Source organism: Hymenobacter puniceus, from assembly GCF_014333525.1.
Taxonomy (GTDB): Bacteria; Bacteroidota; Bacteroidia; order Cytophagales; family Hymenobacteraceae; genus Hymenobacter.
The window spans coordinates 312,105-329,150 of record NZ_JACSCX010000005.1 but is presented as its reverse complement, the minus strand read 5'-3'; the positions used below and the strand labels follow the sequence as shown (position 1 = coordinate 329,150).

At 61.1% G+C, this 17,046-nt stretch carries 18 protein-coding genes; 14 read left to right on the top strand and 4 right to left on the bottom strand.

Translation table 11 applies throughout. The features are described from left to right. Positions 1 to 19 precede the first annotated feature (19 nt). The 4 genes from H8B14_RS15745 to H8B14_RS15730 all read left to right on the top strand — a co-directional run bounded on the left by H8B14_RS15745 (position 20) and on the right by H8B14_RS15730 (position 3,999). Positions 20 to 1,792, top strand: a complete 1,773-nt coding sequence (locus tag H8B14_RS15745) for a DUF885 domain-containing protein (protein ID WP_187316612.1) — start codon at positions 20 to 22, stop codon at positions 1,790 to 1,792. Between the two features lie 164 nt (positions 1,793 to 1,956). Then, positions 1,957 to 2,313, top strand: coding sequence for a thioredoxin family protein (locus H8B14_RS15740; RefSeq protein ID WP_187316611.1), 357 nt, complete (start codon positions 1,957 to 1,959; stop codon positions 2,311 to 2,313). A 317-nt stretch (positions 2,314 to 2,630) separates the two neighbouring features. Then, a complete protein-coding gene (locus tag H8B14_RS15735; RefSeq protein ID WP_187316610.1) occupies positions 2,631 to 3,161 on the top strand; it encodes a GNAT family N-acetyltransferase in 531 nt (176 codons plus the stop codon). A gap of 70 nt (positions 3,162 to 3,231) precedes the next feature. Continuing rightward, on the top strand, positions 3,232 to 3,999 hold the full coding sequence (locus H8B14_RS15730) for a YdcF family protein (RefSeq protein WP_187316609.1): 768 nt from the start codon (positions 3,232 to 3,234) through the stop codon (positions 3,997 to 3,999). Between the two features lie 148 nt (positions 4,000 to 4,147). Here H8B14_RS15730 and H8B14_RS15725 read toward each other — a convergent pair whose 3' ends face one another. After that, positions 4,148 to 5,548: an NAD-dependent succinate-semialdehyde dehydrogenase gene (locus H8B14_RS15725; RefSeq protein ID WP_187316608.1), complete on the bottom strand. Its 1,401-nt coding sequence runs from the start codon at positions 5,546 to 5,548 to the stop codon at positions 4,148 to 4,150. Positions 5,549 to 5,801: 253 nt separating this feature from the next. On the opposite strand from H8B14_RS15725, the gene H8B14_RS15720 reads away from it, so the two are divergent. The 7 genes from H8B14_RS15720 (at position 5,802) to H8B14_RS15690 (ending at position 11,017) form a co-directional block, all read left to right on the top strand. Beyond that, positions 5,802 to 6,365, top strand: coding sequence for an RNA polymerase sigma factor (locus tag H8B14_RS15720; RefSeq protein WP_315984841.1), 564 nt, complete (start codon positions 5,802 to 5,804; stop codon positions 6,363 to 6,365). 2 nt (positions 6,366 to 6,367) lie between these two features. Beyond that, complete coding sequence (locus tag H8B14_RS15715) at positions 6,368 to 7,330, top strand: anti-sigma factor (RefSeq protein WP_187316607.1); 963 nt, start codon at positions 6,368 to 6,370, stop codon at positions 7,328 to 7,330. 126 nt (positions 7,331 to 7,456) lie between these two features. Further along, positions 7,457 to 8,005 carry a heme NO-binding domain-containing protein gene (locus tag H8B14_RS15710; protein ID WP_187316606.1) on the top strand — a complete coding sequence of 183 codons (549 nt, stop codon included), beginning with the start codon at positions 7,457 to 7,459 and terminating at the stop codon, positions 8,003 to 8,005. 66 nt (positions 8,006 to 8,071) lie between these two features. Next, positions 8,072 to 8,410, top strand: a complete 339-nt coding sequence (locus tag H8B14_RS15705; protein ID WP_044017893.1) for an arsenosugar biosynthesis-associated peroxidase-like protein — start codon at positions 8,072 to 8,074, stop codon at positions 8,408 to 8,410. A 144-nt stretch (positions 8,411 to 8,554) separates the two neighbouring features. Beyond that, positions 8,555 to 9,604: an arsenosugar biosynthesis radical SAM (seleno)protein ArsS gene (gene arsS / locus H8B14_RS15700; RefSeq protein WP_187316605.1), complete on the top strand. Its 1,050-nt coding sequence runs from the start codon at positions 8,555 to 8,557 to the stop codon at positions 9,602 to 9,604. 34 nt (positions 9,605 to 9,638) lie between these two features. After that, the gene (locus tag H8B14_RS15695) at positions 9,639 to 10,205 is read left to right on the top strand and encodes a rhodanese-like domain-containing protein (protein WP_187316604.1); all 567 of its coding nucleotides are present in this window, start codon (positions 9,639 to 9,641) and stop codon (positions 10,203 to 10,205) included. 182 nt (positions 10,206 to 10,387) lie between these two features. Then, entirely contained in the window at positions 10,388 to 11,017 is a 630-nt protein-coding gene (locus H8B14_RS15690; RefSeq protein ID WP_187316603.1) for a TIGR04282 family arsenosugar biosynthesis glycosyltransferase, read from the top strand. 33 nt (positions 11,018 to 11,050) lie between these two features. Here H8B14_RS15690 and H8B14_RS15685 read toward each other — a convergent pair whose 3' ends face one another. The 3 genes from H8B14_RS15685 to H8B14_RS15675 form a co-directional block, all read right to left on the bottom strand. Further along, a complete protein-coding gene (locus H8B14_RS15685) occupies positions 11,051 to 12,487 on the bottom strand; it encodes a hypothetical protein (RefSeq protein WP_187316602.1) in 1,437 nt (478 codons plus the stop codon). A 43-nt stretch (positions 12,488 to 12,530) separates the two neighbouring features. Beyond that, positions 12,531 to 14,000, bottom strand: coding sequence for a cellulose synthase family protein (locus H8B14_RS15680; RefSeq protein ID WP_187316601.1), 1,470 nt, complete (start codon positions 13,998 to 14,000; stop codon positions 12,531 to 12,533). A gap of 128 nt (positions 14,001 to 14,128) precedes the next feature. Further along, the gene (locus H8B14_RS15675) at positions 14,129 to 14,818 is read right to left on the bottom strand and encodes a glycosyltransferase family 2 protein (protein WP_187316600.1); all 690 of its coding nucleotides are present in this window, start codon (positions 14,816 to 14,818) and stop codon (positions 14,129 to 14,131) included. Positions 14,819 to 15,040: 222 nt separating this feature from the next. Here H8B14_RS15675 and H8B14_RS15670 point away from each other — a divergent pair, with 222 nt between their 5' ends. From H8B14_RS15670 to H8B14_RS15660, 3 genes are all read left to right on the top strand, one after another. Continuing rightward, positions 15,041 to 15,502, top strand: coding sequence for a peroxiredoxin (locus H8B14_RS15670; protein ID WP_187316599.1), 462 nt, complete (start codon positions 15,041 to 15,043; stop codon positions 15,500 to 15,502). Positions 15,503 to 15,654: 152 nt separating this feature from the next. Continuing rightward, positions 15,655 to 16,392: a GAF domain-containing protein gene (locus H8B14_RS15665; protein ID WP_187316598.1), complete on the top strand. Its 738-nt coding sequence runs from the start codon at positions 15,655 to 15,657 to the stop codon at positions 16,390 to 16,392. A gap of 60 nt (positions 16,393 to 16,452) precedes the next feature. After that, entirely contained in the window at positions 16,453 to 17,013 is a 561-nt protein-coding gene (locus H8B14_RS15660; RefSeq protein WP_187316597.1) for a hypothetical protein, read from the top strand. Positions 17,014 to 17,046 lie beyond the last annotated feature (33 nt).

The following is a 17,046-nucleotide window of genomic DNA, read 5'->3' as shown; positions in this document are numbered from 1 at the left end:
CCCCTCCCTTATTCCTTACATGAAACACCCGCTACTCCTGGCTGCTACCGTGGCCGCCGCTGCTTCTTTGTCTGCCTGCTCCGACTCGCCAGGGCGCAAAGCGGCCGAAACCGATGCGCAGCCCGACGCGGCGTTTGAGCGCTACAAGTCGCGCTTTATTGATTCGCTGTGGTACTACAACCCCGAGTGGGCCAGCGGCGCCGGCTACCACCGCTACGACTCGCTGCTGGTGGTGCCCAACGAGGGGCGGCGGCGCACCGAGGCCAAGGCCCTACGGCGGCGCGCGACCGAGTTGGCTACGTTCAAGCCCGAGGAGCTGAACGTGAACAACCAAACCGACTGGCGCCTGATGCAGAACTACGTGCGCAGCAGCGGTTTCTACGCCGACACGCTGCGCGACTGGCAGTGGAACCCGGCCAACTACAACCTGGGCGCCTCGGTAGGCGAAATCCTCAACGGCCGCTACTGGCCCCTCGACCGGCGCCTGCGGGCCATCAGCCTGAAAATTTCGCGCGCTGCCGACTACTACGCCGCGGCCGAGCAGAACATCAGTACGCCCACCAAAGAGCACACCGAGCTGGCCATCCTGCAGAACCAGGGCGGGCTGGCCGTATTTGGCAAGGCCTTGGAAGATTCTGTGGCCCGCTCGGGGCTGAGTGCGCGGGAAAAAGAGGAGTTCGCCAACCGCCTGGCCACTACGCGCCTAAGTATCGAGGACTACCTGCGGTTTCTGAAAACGGAAGTGCTGCCGGCCGGCAAGTTCCGCAGCTTCCGGCTGGGCCAGGATCTGTTTGCCCGCAAGTTTGCTTATGATATCCAGAGCACGTACTCGGCCGAGCAGGTGTATCAGAAGGCCCTCACGCACAAGCAGGAGCTGCTGCGCGACATGAAGACGCGCGCCACCCGGCTTTACCCCAAGTATTTCCCTGGCAAGCCGCTGCCCGCCGACTCGCTGGCTACGGTGCAGCAGGTCATCGGCAAGCTCTCGGAGAAGCACGCCACGCCGGCCGGCTTTGTGCAGGCCGTGAAAGACCAGATGCCCACGCTGGTGCAGTTCGTGAACGACAAGAAGCTGCTCACGCAGGACCCCAGCAAGCCGCTGGTGGTGCGCGAAACGCCGCTCTACATGCGCGGTAGCGGTGCGGGCGCCAGCATCTCGGCCCCCGGCCCCTACGATAAGGCTGCCAACACCTACTACAATGTGGACCCCCTGACCGGCCAGCCCGATGCCCAGGCCCAGAGCTACCTGCGCGAATACAACGACTATACGCTGCAGATTCTCAACATCCACGAGGCCATCCCGGGGCACTACACGCAGCTGGTGTACGCCAACCGCAGCCCTTCGCTCATCAAGTCTATCTTCGGCAACGGGGCCATGGTGGAGGGCTGGGCTGTGTACGCCGAGCGCATGATGCTGGAAAGCGGCTACGGCGGCAACACCGATGAAATCTGGCTGATGTGGGACAAGTGGAATATGCGCGTGACGCTGAACGCCATCCTCGACCACGAAGTACACGTGAACAACGCTTCCGAGGCTGCTACCGTGGCCATGCTGCGCCGCGACGGGTTTCAGGAGGAAGCCGAAGCTCGCAACAAGTGGCGCCGCGCCACTCTGAGCCAGGTGCAGCTTAGCTCGTACTTCACAGGCTACACCGAAATCTACGACCTGCGCCAGGAGCTGAAAAAGCAGCAAGGCAACGCCTTCGACCTGAAAGCGTTTCACGAGCAGTTCTTAAGCTATGGCAGTGCCCCGGTGCGTTATATCCGGGCCATGATGCTGAAAAAAGAATAGTCCCCTGACAGTGTGAATCATTATGAAAAAGCCGTCCCAAAATGGAATTTCCGGGGCGGCTTTTTCGTATGCGTTGGCAGTAATACTGCCGAGGCAGTGTATCTTCGAAGTTAGTTCTACTCTTAATGCGCGGCCGCGCGGCCGCGCGCATTTCTTTGAGTTTTATGAAAGTTGCTGAACGACAGCAGGTACATGATGTAAATGATGAGCAGTTGCGCCAGCTCACGCATGAGCACCTAAAGGTGTTTGCCAAATTCACGTCGGAAAATTGTGACATCTGCGAACTGCTGGCGCCGCCGTTCGCGAAATTTTCGGATGACGAGGAATTTAAAACTATCTTGTTTGTGCGGCTGAATTCCGACGAAAACCCGGTCGCCAAAAAAATTATGCAGGAGAAAGTAGCCCCGTTCTTTGTGTCGTATTGCCAGGGGCGCCTGCTGGAGTGCGACATGCTAACCACCGAAGACGCAGTGCTGAGTATGCTCAACCGGCTACGGGAGTTCATGCCCCAAACCTCATGAAGAATGTGCGCCTGCACAAAGATGTGTGGGCGCTGGTAGCCCTAGTAGTGTCGTTGCTGCTGATGTTGCTGCTGTTTCGGTAGCGGCGGCATTTTCGCTTGCTATACTGCTGCCCGTTGTCGTTGGTGTCAGGCCGCGACAACGGGCTTTTTTATGGCTTGCCTATACAGGGTGGAGACGCATTCCTGCGGCAAACCAGCCGCGCCGTCTGTTAGACGGCTGCCATTCAACGATGCAGAGGCATTTACTTGCCTCTGCATCATGTGCTTTGGGAAAAAAGCAGATACCCTTTTGTAAACCTGTATTATTCGCCTGCTATGATACGACTGGCACCATTAGCGCAGCACCACGCGGCCAGTTTCTACCCGTGGCTCCGCGACCCGGAGGTGATTGAGTATTCGCTGTCAGCATTTCAGCACATGCACACCGAAACCCAAATCAACGAGTGGCTGGCGGCCACGCTGCAAAACCAAGCCAGCTTCAACCTAGGCATCTTCCTCACGGATTCTGATGAGCTGATTGGCTACGCGGGACTTTCGGGCATCTCCGCTACCAATCTGGCGGCCGAGTTCTTTATCCTGATCGGGCAGAAAAGCTGGTGGGGCAGGGGCATAGGCACTGCCGTTGCCCGGCAGGTGCTGGCGCTGGGCTTCACTGAACACGAGTTAAACCGCATTATGCTCACGGTGTCAGAAACGAATATCGGCGGCCTGAAAGCGTATGCCAGGGCGGGGTTTGTAGTGGAAGGCCGCCAGCGGGAAGCCTGCCGCAGAAATGGCCGGTTCCACGACAAAATCATGATGGCGGTGCTGAAATCAGAATGGAAAGGTGTGACGGCTGGCACCTGAGGAGCAGGGTTGGGGCTACCTTTGCGGCCGTTGGCGGCCACTTCCGGAAGCCAATTTTCAGCGTTCCGTAGTGTTTTTCATTCTTTCTAAACTACTCGATTTTCTGTTGTCGCCGGCCGTGTGGCTGCTTGCGCTGCTGCTGGCTGCGGTGCTGGTGCGGCAGCCCATGCGGCGGCGGCAGCTGCTGCTCATGGCGCTGGCGCTGCTGCTGGTGCTCACCAATCCGGGCCTGATCAATGAGGCACTGCTAGCCTGGGAGCTGCCGCCGGTGCGCCTGCGCCAGCTGCCGCCGCGCGCCGATGCGGCCGTGCTGCTCACAGGCATCACCAATGTCAGCAAGTCGCCGCACGACCGGGTGTATCTGCACGAAGGGGCCGACCGCCTGACCAATGCGCTCTGGCTGTGGCGTGCCGGGCGGGTGCGCCACATTCTGGTATCGGGCGGTTCGGGGGCTGTGCTGCGCAAGGCGCACACCGAAGCCGCCGACCTCATCACGCTGCTGCACCTGGCCGGCGTGCCCGACTCTGTTATTATTAAAGAAGACCAGAGCCGCAACACCCGCGAAAATGCGCTGTTCACGCGCCGCATCACGCAGGCCCACCCCGAGCTGGACACGCTCATTCTGGTAACGTCGGCATTTCATCAGCGGCGGGCGCTGGGCTGCTTTGCGCAGGTGGGGCTGCACCCGCAACCCTTCCCGGCCGGCTACTACAGCACCAACCGCACCGCCACCCCCGACTATTGGCTCATACCCGATCCGCAGGCCCTCGGCCATTGGAGTTTACTGCTGCACGAAATCAGCGGCTATGTGATATATAAGCTACTAGGCTACGCATGAGGTAGTAAAGTGATGGGGTTAAAGTAAGAACGTCCTGCTGAGCTTGCCGGAGCATCTCTACCGAAGCTAATCAAATAGGTCAGCACTGCGGTAGAGATGCTTCGGCAAGCTCAGCAGGACGTTCTTTTGGTCTGCCGGTCTGACCAGCTTACTCCACCTTTTTCTTGCCCGCCGGTTTCTCCTCTTTCGCTATCCAGATAGACTTCTGATTCACGAACTCCCGAATGCCCAGGTACGACAGCTCACGGCCGTAGCCCGACTTCTTTACGCCACCGAACGGCATTTCCGGGGCCGACTTTACGAGGCTATTGACGAATACGGCGCCGGCTTCCACGCGCCGGGCCAGCTGCTCGCCGCGCTGCACATTGCGGGTCCAGACCGAGCCGCCAAGGCCGAAGCGCGAGTCATTGGCGAGGCGCACGGCGTCGTCAGCGTCTTTGGCTTCCAGCACCAGCGCCACCGGCCCGAACAGCTCCTCGGCGTAGGCGCGCTGTCCAGGCCGGATGTTGCTCAGGATCATGGGCCGGAACAGGGCCGTGCCGGGCTCACTCTGGCCGCCGTGCAGTTCCACTTTGGCACCTTGCTTAATAGAGTCGTTTACCTGCTCAGTTAGCTCGTCGGCCAGGTCGGGGCGGGCCAGGGGGCCATATTGCGTGCTTTCGGAGAGCGGGTCGCCGGGCCGGAACGCCAGCAGGTGGGTTTTCAGCTTCGAGATGAATTCTTTGAGCACCGGCTTCTCCACGATAAAGCGCTTGGCTGCAATGCAGCTCTGGCCGGCATTGATCATGCGGGCCTGCGCGGCCGTCTTGGCAGCCACTTCAAGGTCGGCGTCGGCCAGCACGATGAAAGCATCGGAGCCGCCCAGCTCCAGTACCGTTTTTTTGATGTAGCGTCCGGCCGTGGCGGCCACCTGGGCGCCGGCAGCTTCCGAGCCGGTGAGCGTTACGGCCCGCACCCGGTCGTCGGCAATCAGGGGCTCAATCAGGTCGGAGCCGATGAGCAGGGTGCGAAATGTGGCGGTCGGGAAGCCGGCGTCGTGAAAGATTTTTTCTAGTGCCAAAGCGCACTGCGGCACGTTGGAGGCGTGCTTGAGCAACCCCACGTTGCCGGCCATCAGGGCCGGGGCTGCGAAGCGTACCACCTGCCAGAACGGGAAGTTCCAGGGCATGATGGCCAGCACCACCCCGATGGGCTCATGGCTGATGAAGCTGCGCTGGGCTTCGGTCTTGATGATGTCGTCGGCCAGAAACTGCTCGGCGTGCTCGGCATAATAGTCGCAGCAGAGGGCGCACTTCACGGCTTCGGCGCGGCCGTCAACTAGTGGTTTGCCCATTTCCACGGCCATGAGTCGGGCCAGCTCGTGTTGCCGCTCGCGCAGCAGCTCGGCGGCGCGGCGCATCAAACGGCTGCGCTCGGCAAACGGCGTGGTGGGCCAGGTGGCGGAGGCGCGGTGGCTCTGGGCGAGGATACGCTCGGTTTTCGGCCAGGAAAAAGCCCGGAACCGGCGTTCTACGCGGCCGGTGTACGGGTTGCGGGATTCGATAGACATAATGCAGTGCGTTGGTGCCGAGTGTTGGGAGGTGCAGGAGGATAATCGGATGAAGCATGAGCGGCCAGGCACCCTACTACGCATCATGCACAACCATGCACAAAACGCAGCCGTAGCACCCGGGTTGCCAGCCTATCTGCCGGAGCTGAAATGAATTTACTGCCAGCCCGGTACGAACAATTGCCTGGGAAGTGTACTTTCGCTTGTCGGTAAGCTTTGCTTCGTTGCTCACTCGTCTTATATCCCATTGCCCGTGAATGTCATTCCCCCCGAAGCCATGCCCCCGATAGCCGATGGCGAAGACCTGCTGGTGCAGCGTCTGCGCGACCGGGACGAGGCGGCCATGACGCTCTTCTACGACCGGTATTCAGCTGCCCTCTACGGCGTTATTATGCGCATTGTAAAGAAAGAGGAAGAAGCTGAAGACGTGCTGCAGGAAAGCATGGTGAAGATCTGGAATTCTTTCGCCTCCTACGATGCTAGCAAAGGCCGGCTGTTTACGTGGGTGATGAACGTCAGCCGGAATTTAGCCATCGACAAAATCCGCTCCCGACAGTACCGCGTAGGTACTCGTACCCAGCCGCTTGAAGACAGCGCCGCAGTACGTGAGCCCGCTTCGCCCACGTTCCGGCCCGAGCACATCGGTTTGCAGGAAATGACTAGAAAACTCTCCCCCGATCAACAGCAGGTTGTTGATATGCTGTATTTCGGAGGCTACACGCAGAGTGAGGTAGCCGACGAATTGAATTTGCCGCTGGGCACAGTGAAAACTCGTGCCCGCGCTGCAATCAAAGTACTTTCTAAACTGATTCGATAGCCGTGGACATTCAGCAATATATCGAATCAGGCATTCTGGAGGAATACGCTTTGGGCGTACTTTCCGCCTCTGATGCTGCTCAGGTAGAGCAGCTGGCTGCCACGCATCCGGAAGTGCAGCAGGAATTGCAGGTCATCCTTGCTGGCTTGGATGCTTACGCTGAGGCCCATGCCATTACGCCGCCGCCCGCCATGCGGGAGCGGGTGCTGGCGGGCTGGCAGCAGGCCATCCGGAACACATCCGCGGATGCTTCCACCGAAACGCCCGTAGTCCCTCTGGCGCCTGCTACTCCGGTAGCGGCGGCCGAAGTTCCTGTCACGGCTCCGCTGGGCGTGCCTACGGCCCCCATCGTGCCCGACCCGGTAACCAAGGATCAGCCCGTTGTGCGGCCCATCGGCAGTGCGCCGGAGCCGACATACGAGGCAGCCCCCCATACTGGCTTCGGCTGGCTGATGGCCGCTTCCGTGGCGCTGCTGCTGAGTTTGGCCGGCAACTACATTCTGTACAACCGCTGGCAGAACACGGAAACTGCGCTGTTTGCCGCTCAGAACGACCAGGCTCGTTTCGCTGCCACGCAGCAGGCTTCCGAAAAGCGCCTGCTCACCCAGGACCGTGAACTGGCCGTGCTCCGCGACGAGCAATACCAGAGCGTGATTCTGGCTGGTACGCCGGCCGCGCCTTCGGCCAAAGCCCGGGTGCTGTACAACCCAACTACCAAGGCCGTGTACGTGAACGTACGCAGCCTGCCCGCGCCGCCCGCCGGCAAGCAATATCAGCTCTGGGCTCTCGACAACGGCAAACCCGTGGATGCCGGCGTGCTGGCGGCCACCACTGCCGCCGGCGACAGTCTGCAGCAGATGAAAGACATTGCCAGTGCCCAGGCTTTCGCTATGACGGTGGAAGATGCTGGCGGCAGTGTCTCGCCAACTCTCTCGACGATGACGGTACTAGGCAAAATGCTCTAGTATTCTTGCTGACGCAGCAGGGGGCGTGGGGAAGAAAACTTCCTTACGCCCCCTTTTTGTAGACTTGTTTTTGCTGGGTTAGTGTTATCTAGGCTGGCAATTCTTTCTCCACTTGACTCTACAGCAGTGCACGGCACCATATTCACGCTCCTAAAACGGTATGTTCAAACTCAGTACGACCACAGTACGTGGGTGCGGCTGATAGATGCCGCTGGCCTGAACTCCACCAGCTTCGACCATAAAAATGTGTATCCCGATGAGCATATGTATGCACTGGTAGGGCACGCAGCCGAAATGACCGGCCTTTCGGCGCAGGAACTGCACGAGAAGTTCGGTGAGTACCTAGTGCCCGACCTGATGTACATGTATCAAAAGCTGCTGCAGCCTCACTGGACCACGCTGGATATGCTGGAGCACACGGAGAACACCATGCACCGGCAAGTGCGGCAGGAGCACGTGGAAAACGCGCCGCCCGTGCTGCAGGTCACGCGCCTCTCACCCGACGAGCTGGAAATCAACTATGTATCGAAGCGCCGCATGGGCGCGCTGGCCGTGGGCATTGTGCGTGGCATTGCCGTGTATTATGACGAAGCCGACCGCATAATCGTGGAACCCGAAACCAGTGAGGACGGAGAGCAGGTCCGTATTCGGGTGCGCCGCCTACCGGCTGACTAGTATGGGCGCTATGGCTTTTTAGTAGCAGCAACAGTCTTTTTTTCATTACCGCCTTCCCCAGTTTTCATGGAAAAGTCAACCTATTACAACCCCGCCGATCTGGCCAAATTCGGTAACATCACAGAGTGGCAGCCCGAAATGGGCAACAAGTTTTTCGCCTACTACGCCGAGGTATTCAAGGACGGCGCGCTGTCGGAGCGGGAGAAGTCATTGATTGCGCTGGCCGTGGCCCACGCAGTGCAGTGCCCGTACTGCATCGATGCCTACACCTCCGACTCGCTGCAGAAAGGTGCCGACGAAGCCCAGATGATGGAAGCCGTGCACGTAGCCGCCGCCATCAAGGGCGGGGCGGCCCTGGTTCACGGTGTGCAGATGATGAACAAAGCCAAAGAGCTGTCGATGTAACCCCAGTTGCCGATGGCGTGGGTGGTTCTGCGGCTGTTTCAGGTTTGGCGTTGGTGCCGTGCCGCTTCATGCAGTAGTTCACGGGCAGCACAGCCTGCTCAGCAAGCAGATTCCTCGATTTAATCAGCGAATAACCAATAATTTATGAAGTCCCTTCAAGCCCGCCACGCGCTGCTGGCCGACACCGGCTACCAGCTGACGGTTCTTTCCCAGGCTGATGCGGCTGGCGCGCACCTGCCGCTGTTTGCGCACAAGCTGCGCGAAACCGGCCTGCTGCCGCTCCGGCCCACCAGTTTGCGCGTAATGCAGATTAACGTGGGCAAGATGTGCAACCAGGTTTGCAAACACTGCCATGTAGACGCCGGGCCTGACCGCACCGAAATCATGACCCGCGAAACGATGCAGGAGTGCTTGGCGGCGCTGGCGCAGTCGGATATCCAGGTGGTGGACCTGACGGGCGGAGCGCCGGAGATGAACCCAAACTTTCGCTGGCTGGTAGAGCAGATTTCGGCGTTGGGCCGGCAAACAATCGTGCGCTGCAACCTGACCATCATCGTGGCCAACAAGAAGTACCACGATTTGCCGGAGTTCTTTGCCAAGCACCGGGTGCAGGTGGTGTCGTCGCTGCCGCACTTCTCGGCGGCCCGCACCGACGCCCAGCGCGGCGACGGCGTATTTGGGCGCTCCATCACGGCGCTGCAGATGCTCAACAAGGTTGGGTACGGCGTGGAAAACTCGGGGCTGCTGCTGGATCTGGTGTTCAACCCGTCGGGCGCTTTCCTGCCCGGCAACCAGGCTTCGCTGGAGCGCGAGTTCAAGCAGCGGCTGCTGCGCGAGCATGGTATCGTGTTCAACAACCTGCTGGCCATCACCAACCTGCCCGTAAGCCGGTTCCTGGAATATCTGCTGGAAAGCGGCAACTACGAAGCGTACATGGAGAAGCTGGTGGCGGCCTACAACCCCACCGCCGCCGAAAACGTGATGTGCCGCAGTACGCTCAGCGTCAGTTGGGACGGCCTGCTCTACGACTGCGACTTCAACCAGATGCTGGAACTGCCGGTGGCCGCCACTGCCCCCCAGCACATCCGCGACTTCAACGAGGAAGCTCTCACCGCCCGCGCCATCGTGGTAAACCAGCATTGCTTCGGCTGCACGGCCGGTGCGGGCTCCAGCTGCGGCGGCGCCACCACGTAACCGGCTGCGTCCGTTCCTAATTCAGTACCTGCATATGTTGAAACGTGTTGTACCGAAGCTGGCCTGGCTGCGTCGTGCTGGCTTTGTTTCTTCGGGGCTGTGGCTGCTGGCGCTGGCAGCCTGCGGGCGGGAGCGGCAAGGAGAGCCGGCCCGCGCCAACACCGCCTACGACCAGCTCCTGAAGACGCTTTACCGCAACACCGTGCCGCTGGTGCAGCCGGCGCAACTGGCGGCTACGCTGCGTACCCGCCCCGACGGCGTGGTGCTCTTAGATACCCGCACGCCCGACGAGTACCGCATCAGCCACCTGCAGGGAGCCCGGTTCGTAGACTTTGGCACGTTTGAGAAAGCCGAGTTCAAGGACGTGCCCCGCGACCGGCCGGTGGTAGTGTATTGCTCCGTAGGCTACCGCAGCGAGCGGGTAGGGGAGCGGCTGCGCGCCCTTGGCTTCCGCGACGTGCGCAACCTCTACGGCGGTATTTTCCAGTGGGTGAACGACGGCTATCCGGTGTTCAACGCGCAGGGCCGCACCGAGGAAGTGCATCCGTATTCCGTTTTGTGGAGCCCCTGGCTGAAGAAGGGCCGCAAGGTGTACGAGTAGATGCGTTGGCCTTGCCCGCTGTTAGTTGGACGTAGCGCGAACTTTGCAGTTCGCGCCTTCGCGTCTTTGCGCCGATAGAACGACTTCAACGCCGCTGAGTGCAACGCAAACTGCAAAGTCCGCGCTGCACTCAGCGGCGTCAGTCAGCTTGTCAATTACTTCTTCTGAATACTCTTCCGCTTATGTCTGCTGCCAGTACTTCCAACACGCCTCAGCACCTGCTCGTCTTTGCCCGCCACCCGGAACTGGGCAAGGTGAAAACCCGGTTGGCGGCGGGCATCGGCAACGAAGCAGCACTGGCCGTGTACCGGGAGTTGCTGGCCCACACCCGGGCCGTGGCGAAGGCGCTGCCGGCCCACAAAACCGTGTGGCTGGCCGAGGCTCCGACTGAGTCTCAAAGCAGCCCCGACCAGTGGCCCGACTACGAGCAGCAGCTACAGTTTCCCGGCGACCTGGGGGCGCGCATGCTCACGGCTTTTGCCCACGCGTTCAACCAGGGCGCCCGCGCCGTGCTCATCGTCGGTACCGACTGCCCGGGCTTGTCCGCGGCAATTCTGGAGCAGGCCTATACTGCGCTGGCCACTCATGACCTGGTTATAGGGCCGGCTGAGGATGGTGGGTATTATCTGTTGGGCATGAAAGAGTTATGCGAAGATATTTTCCTAAACAAAAGTTGGAGTACCGACTCCGTACTGGCCCATACATTGGCTGATGCCAACCGGCTCGGCCTGGCCGTGGCACAGCTGCCCACACTGCGCGACGTAGACGATGCCGCCGACTTGGCTGCTTGGCGCAGCAGCACAGGCGCTTAGAAACCGGGAGTTTATTCAGGCTTCTGCCAGGATTTAAACAGCCGAAAGCAACGGCCGCCGCTGCCGATAATCCCAAACCATAGCGCCCAGCAGCCCGCCGTATTCCAGCGCCAGCAACCACGGATTCTCGGTGTAAGCGGTGGTCTGGTATGCCGCGTACGACAGCACCACCAACCCCGACCAAACGAAGGCGTAGCGGTAGCGCGTAAATACGCTCAAAGCCAGCAGCGGCGTCAGGTACCAGGGGTGCACAATGGTGGCCAGCAGGTAGTAGCCCGTGAGCAGCAGCAGCAACGTGGCCGGCAGTGTTAGCCAGGTAGGACGCTTCTCGCCGAAAGTCAGCAGCAGGATCCAGGTCACGCTGCCCAGCGCCAACGCCGGCCCAATGCGGGCAATCTGGTTGTAGCTGGTAAGCCAGTAGCCGCCGGCCCGCAGCAGGTAGTACACGCTGGCATTGAACTCGAAGCTGCGGAAATACAGGTTGAGGCTGCGGCCGATGTTGCCAATCAGTTCCGCGGACACGAAGGGGGCAAACAGCAGCGCCACGGTTAGCAGCGTGAGCGTGCCGTAAGCCACCGTGCGCCAGCAGCCCAGCCGGCGCAACAGTAGCGGCAGCAGTAGCAGCGGCAGCAGCTTGGTGCCCACCGCCAGCCCCAGCACTCCCGCCGATACCACCCAGCGCCCCCGGATCAGCAGCCACAAGGCTAGCAGCAGCAGCGTCACTACCAGCGCCTCAAAGTGCAGGTTGCCGGTCAGCTCCAGGAGCACCAGCGGGTTGAGCAGATACCACAGCGCCCGTTGCGGCGGCAGTGCTAGTTGCCGCAATAGCGCCAGTAGCAGCCCGGCTGTAGCGGCCTCGGCGAGCAACAGCACCAGCCGCATCAGCAGCACCGCGCCCCGCTCGTTGCCCGGAAACATGCCCGAAGCCACCCCAAACACTGCCTGGCAAACTGGCGGGTACACGGAGTAGTAGTGCGGCGAGTTTAGCTTCGAATAGAGCGTCTGGAGTTGAGTGTCAGTTGGTAGTTGTTGGTTGTTAGTTGCTGGTTGATTGTCTTTCGAGGCCTGTAGTTCGGCGGCGCGAAAATCGGGTATTGAGCCCTGAACTGTGGCCTGGTCGGGGCGGTACTGGTAGGGGTTGAGGCCGTTGGCTACCAGCAGGCCGTCCCAACGGAAGCGGTGGTAGTCGTCGGAGAGGGACGGGAGGGCCGGCAGCCACAGCAGCCGCAGCAGCAACGCTGCCAGCAGGCCCGCCCGTAGCGGCAACCGCGAATGCAGCAGCCACGCATACGCGCCAAACGCCACCGCAAACAGCCCCAGCAACTGCCCGAATTCTGCCCGCGGCGTGGCGTAGGCCAGCACCACGTAAGCTGCTCCCGACACCAGCAGCACCACAAGCTGCCGTGGTGTTATCGGCTGCGAATCGTTAGTAAGTTGTTGGAGTGAAATGCTGTTGGTCAGCTTGTTCATGCCGGTGAGCTAATCTGTTGGATGAAGAAGCTGCGGGCCCCGCCTACGCCCGGTGCCGCACGGAATACAGAAAGATAATGCCGTAGCCAACCGTGAGCATCAGGTGGAAAGGTAGCAGGCCCCAGTCATTGAAATACAGGCCCGCGCCCACCCCGAAAGCAAAGTACAGCGTCAGCAAGCCTTCCGTAAATGTGAGGCCGTCGAGCAGGTCGCCGGTGCGGTAGCGGCGGCCGCGCCAGCCGCCGCTGCGCTGCACCAGCCCCAGCTTGGGCGTGCGGATAAACGCCGACTGCCGGCCCTGGTAGCCCAGCACAACCGCCCGCGCATTGTGCAGCGTCAGCCCCATCGACACCGACAGAAACAGCAGAAAATCGGCGGTAAAGCGCCAGCGCGGCGCTGTGGGTTTATCGAGGCGCCAGGCTGTATAGTAGTAATACACCAGCGGCACAAACGCCAGCAGAAACACTGAGGCTACCCGCAGCACTGGCTTCAGCTCCGGCAAATCGGCCCGTACGAACACCAGCGGTACGCTCACCAGCGCCATCACCAGAATGGCCACGAACACCGAGCTGTTGAGCAAATGGAACGTGGCGTGCAGCTTAGTAGACAGCGGCTGCCCGGAGCGCAGCACGTTGCGCAGGTGCTTGCGGGCCGTTTCGGCAGCGCCCTTGGTCCAGCGGAACTGCTGCGACTTCAGCGCGTCCAGGGTGGCCGGCAACTCGGCCGGGGCCACCACGTGGGGCAGGTAGTGAAAGCGCCAGCCGCGCAGCTGGGCCCGGTAGCTGAGGTCGAGGTCCTCGGTGAGCGTGTCGGCGTGCCAGCCGCCGGCATCCTCGATGCAGCTGCGGCGCCAGACGCCGCCCGTGCCGTTGAAGTTGATGAAGTGCCCGCCGGCGTTGCGGCCCAGCTGCTCCACGTGGAAGTGGGCGTTCAGCCCGAACGCCTGCAGCTCTGTGAGCAGCGAGTATTCTTCGTTGAGGTGGCCCCAGCGCGTCTGCACCACGCCCAGCCGCGGCTCTTGCTGAAAGTAAGGCACCGTGCGACGCAGGAAATCCGGCTGCGGCACAAAGTCAGCGTCGAAAATGGCGACTAATTCGGTGTCAGAATGCTCCAGGCCGTAAGCCAGCGCCCCAGCCTTATAGCCCTGCCTAGTGGGCCGGCGCACCTGCTCGATGTGCAGACCGTGGGCTTGGTGGTAAGATACCCGCGCTGCTACCAGCGCCACAGTTTCGTCGCTGGAGTCGTCGAGGATCTGGATGTGCAGCCGGTCGGTGGGGTAGTCGAGGGTGGCGCAGGCGTCAATCAGGCGCTCGGCCACAAACACTTCGTTGTATAGTGGTAGCTGCACCGTTACGCGGGGCCAGACTGCCGGCGCAGCTGGCTCCGGCGGCAAACCCTGCCGGTAGGCACGCCGGGCCAGCCGCGTCAACTGAAACTGCGTGAGGCTGAACCCCAGCACAAACAGCAGACACGCCCCATAAACTACCAGCAGCGTGATTTCAAGGAATAGCATTCAGCGTGATGGAGTGATGAGGTAATGGGGTGATGAGGTAACGGATGATAAAAATTGAAAAGACTGATGCAGCCTGCCTGACTACCTCCAGCTCTTCTTACTTCATCACCACTTACCTCATCACTCCCTTACAGATACCGGAAAATGGTCCAGAGTATTTTGTAGCCGGCCCCCAGCGTGCCGCGCACCGTGCCCGACACCTTGCTGGTACCGATGCGGCGGCGGTAGCGCACCGGCACTTCGGTGTTACGCAGGCGCAGCTTGGCGGCCTTGAGCTGCATTTCCACCGTCCAGCCGTAGGTGGTGTCGGCCATGCCAATACGTTGCAGCGCCTCCCGCCGGATTGCCCGAAACGGCCCCAGGTCGGTGAAGCGGGCCCCGTAGAGGCGGCGAAGCAAGGTGGTGGCCAGCCAGTTCCCGAAGATTTGCTGCGGCATCATCGAGCCGGATTCCCGCTCGCCCAGCGCCCGGGAGCCAATCACCATATCGGCCTCGCCGCGCAGGATGGGGGCCACCAGCAGCGGCATTTCCTCGGGGTAGTCGGAATGGTCGCCGTCCAGAAACACGATGATGTCGGCCTGCTCGGCGAGGGGGCGGGCGAAGGCGTGGGCCATACCCGCCAGGCAGGCCTGTCCGTAGCCGGGGCGCGGCTCGCGCAGCACGGTGGCGCCGGCCGCGCGGGCCACTGCGCCGGTTTGGTCCGAGGAGTTGTTATCGACCACAATTACCTCGCGCACCAGTCCGGCCGGAATCTCGCGCAGCACCAGCGCAATGGACTGCTCTTCGTTGAAAGCAGGAATAATGACGTCAATCAGCATGGCAGGGGTAGCGCATCGCCACCCGCATTTGAAGGGCAGAGAAAGTTACAAGCCACAAAGATGCAGACTTGAACCCGGTTGGTGCCCACTGCGGCCACTGCCAGGCGCAACATTCGACCGGCGTGGTGGGTTTCCGGTTACTTTTGTGCGCCGAGTGGCCGGTTTGTTAGCTGGCGCTGGCGCGTTTCATCCTCTTTGTTTTGCGCGTATTGCGCCCCGCACATGCTTCAGATAGGCGACCAGGCTCCCGACTTCACTCTCAAAACCACCACCGGCGACACGTTCCGCCTGAGCGAGCAGCGTGGCCAGCGCGCCATCGTGCTGTATTTCTACCCCAAAGACGACACGCCCGGCTGCACCGCCGAAGCCTGCTCGTTCCGCGACCAGTATCAGGATTTCCAGGACCTGGGGGCCGAAGTGGTGGGCGTGAGCTCCGACTCGGAAGCCTCGCACCAGAAGTTCACGCAGAAGCACCGGCTGCCTTTTCCGCTGCTGGCTGACGCCGGCGGGCAGATGCGCAAGCTCTATGAAGTGCCCCGCGCGCTGCTGGGTTTGCTGCCCGGTCGCGTCACGTTCGTTATCGACAAGGAAGGTGCTATTCGATACATTTTCAACTCCATGAACCGGGCCACCGACCACGTGGAAACCGCCAAAAAAGTGCTGGCCGAGCTGAATCAGGCGTAGCTGGCCGGTGGCAGCAGCAGCAGGCAGCAGGGTAAGTTAGCGCCGCCAGCTCGGCGTGGGGCTGCATTGCCGGACAGAACTCAGGCAAGGAAAACCGTAGCAAAGTGAAATTAGAATAGCCTTTGTGCCCGCCGGCTGGTATTTTTGCTGCTATGGATGCTTTGCCTGACCACCTGATTCCGGCCCACGATGCGCACCGCCTGCGCACCCTGCATCAATACCGGATTGTGAATACCACCCCCGAGCCCATATTCGACGAGTATGTGGCGCTGGCGGCGCAGCTCTTCAATCTGCCCATCTCGCTGATTTCGCTGGTGGATGAAGAGCAGGTATTTTTCAAAGCCAATACGGGCCTGCCAGGTCTGGAGCGAATCAGTCGTCCTGACAGCTTGTGCTCTGCTGCCGTTCTCCAGGATCAGGTGCTCTCATTCGAGGATTTGTCGGTAAAGGACTGCAATCTAATCAACCCCTATACGGCTCAGTCGGCGGGGCTGCGGTTTTATGCCGGAGCGGCCCTGCGCATGCCCAACGGCGATAATATTGGCTCTTTGTGCGTGATTGGCCGGGAAGCCCGACCCATTACGGCCAGCGAAGAGACCCTGCTGACCGTGCTGGCCGGCCTCGTAAGCCGCACCATCCAGCTCCGCCAGCAGTTGCTGGACCACAATCAGCAGCAGCAGTGGCTACAGGTTCAGGCAGAGCTGCAGGAGTTGCTGCACGAAAACTCGGCCTTGGCTCGCTACCTCACTAGCCGCACCGGTACTATTTCAATAAATGAAGCTGACTTGCTGGGCGTGCAGCAACGGCTGCTGACGCTGCAAAATGTCCTAAGCCAGCGGCTGGCGGAAGCAGCATTGCTGGGCCCGCCGACCGCCCCGGAAAACGTCTAGCTGCGCAACAGCACCACTGGGCGGCCGCTTATCTTTGCGGCTGCTAGTTGATTAAATTCCATGGGAGCTTTACTGAGTGATATGCTGCAGCGGGCGCAGCGCAACCGCCGCATTGTGTCGGTGCAGACTGGCGGCACGCTGTTTCTAGGCTACGTGCTCAGCATCAACCCTGAGCTGCTGGTGCTGCGCACCATCACGCGGCAGGGCCTGCTCACGGGCGTGCGCACGCTCGGCCTCGATACCGTATCGGAGGTGCATTTCGATGACCGGTACGTGCGCCTGATTGAGTTCAAAGAAAACAACCCCGAGGTAGCCTACGGCCAGGCCGCCGCGCCCGAAGGCCTCGACACCACCTACCAGACGGTACCCTTGCTACTGCAGCACGCCTTGGATGCGCGCCAGCTGCTGCTGCTCGAAACCCAGAACGACCACGACTTCTACGGCTACGTAGTGCAGCTCACGGAGGAAGAGCTGCTGCTGGAAGTGTATACCCAGTACGGCGAGGCCGACGGCCACACCGTGCTCGGCCTCGACGACGTGCGCAGCGTCATCTGGAGCGACGAGGACACGCGCACCATCGAGCTGCTGCTCCGCCAGCGCAACCCGGCGGCCGGTAGCTAGCTGCCTGCAGTGGCATACTACCGCGCCGGTTCT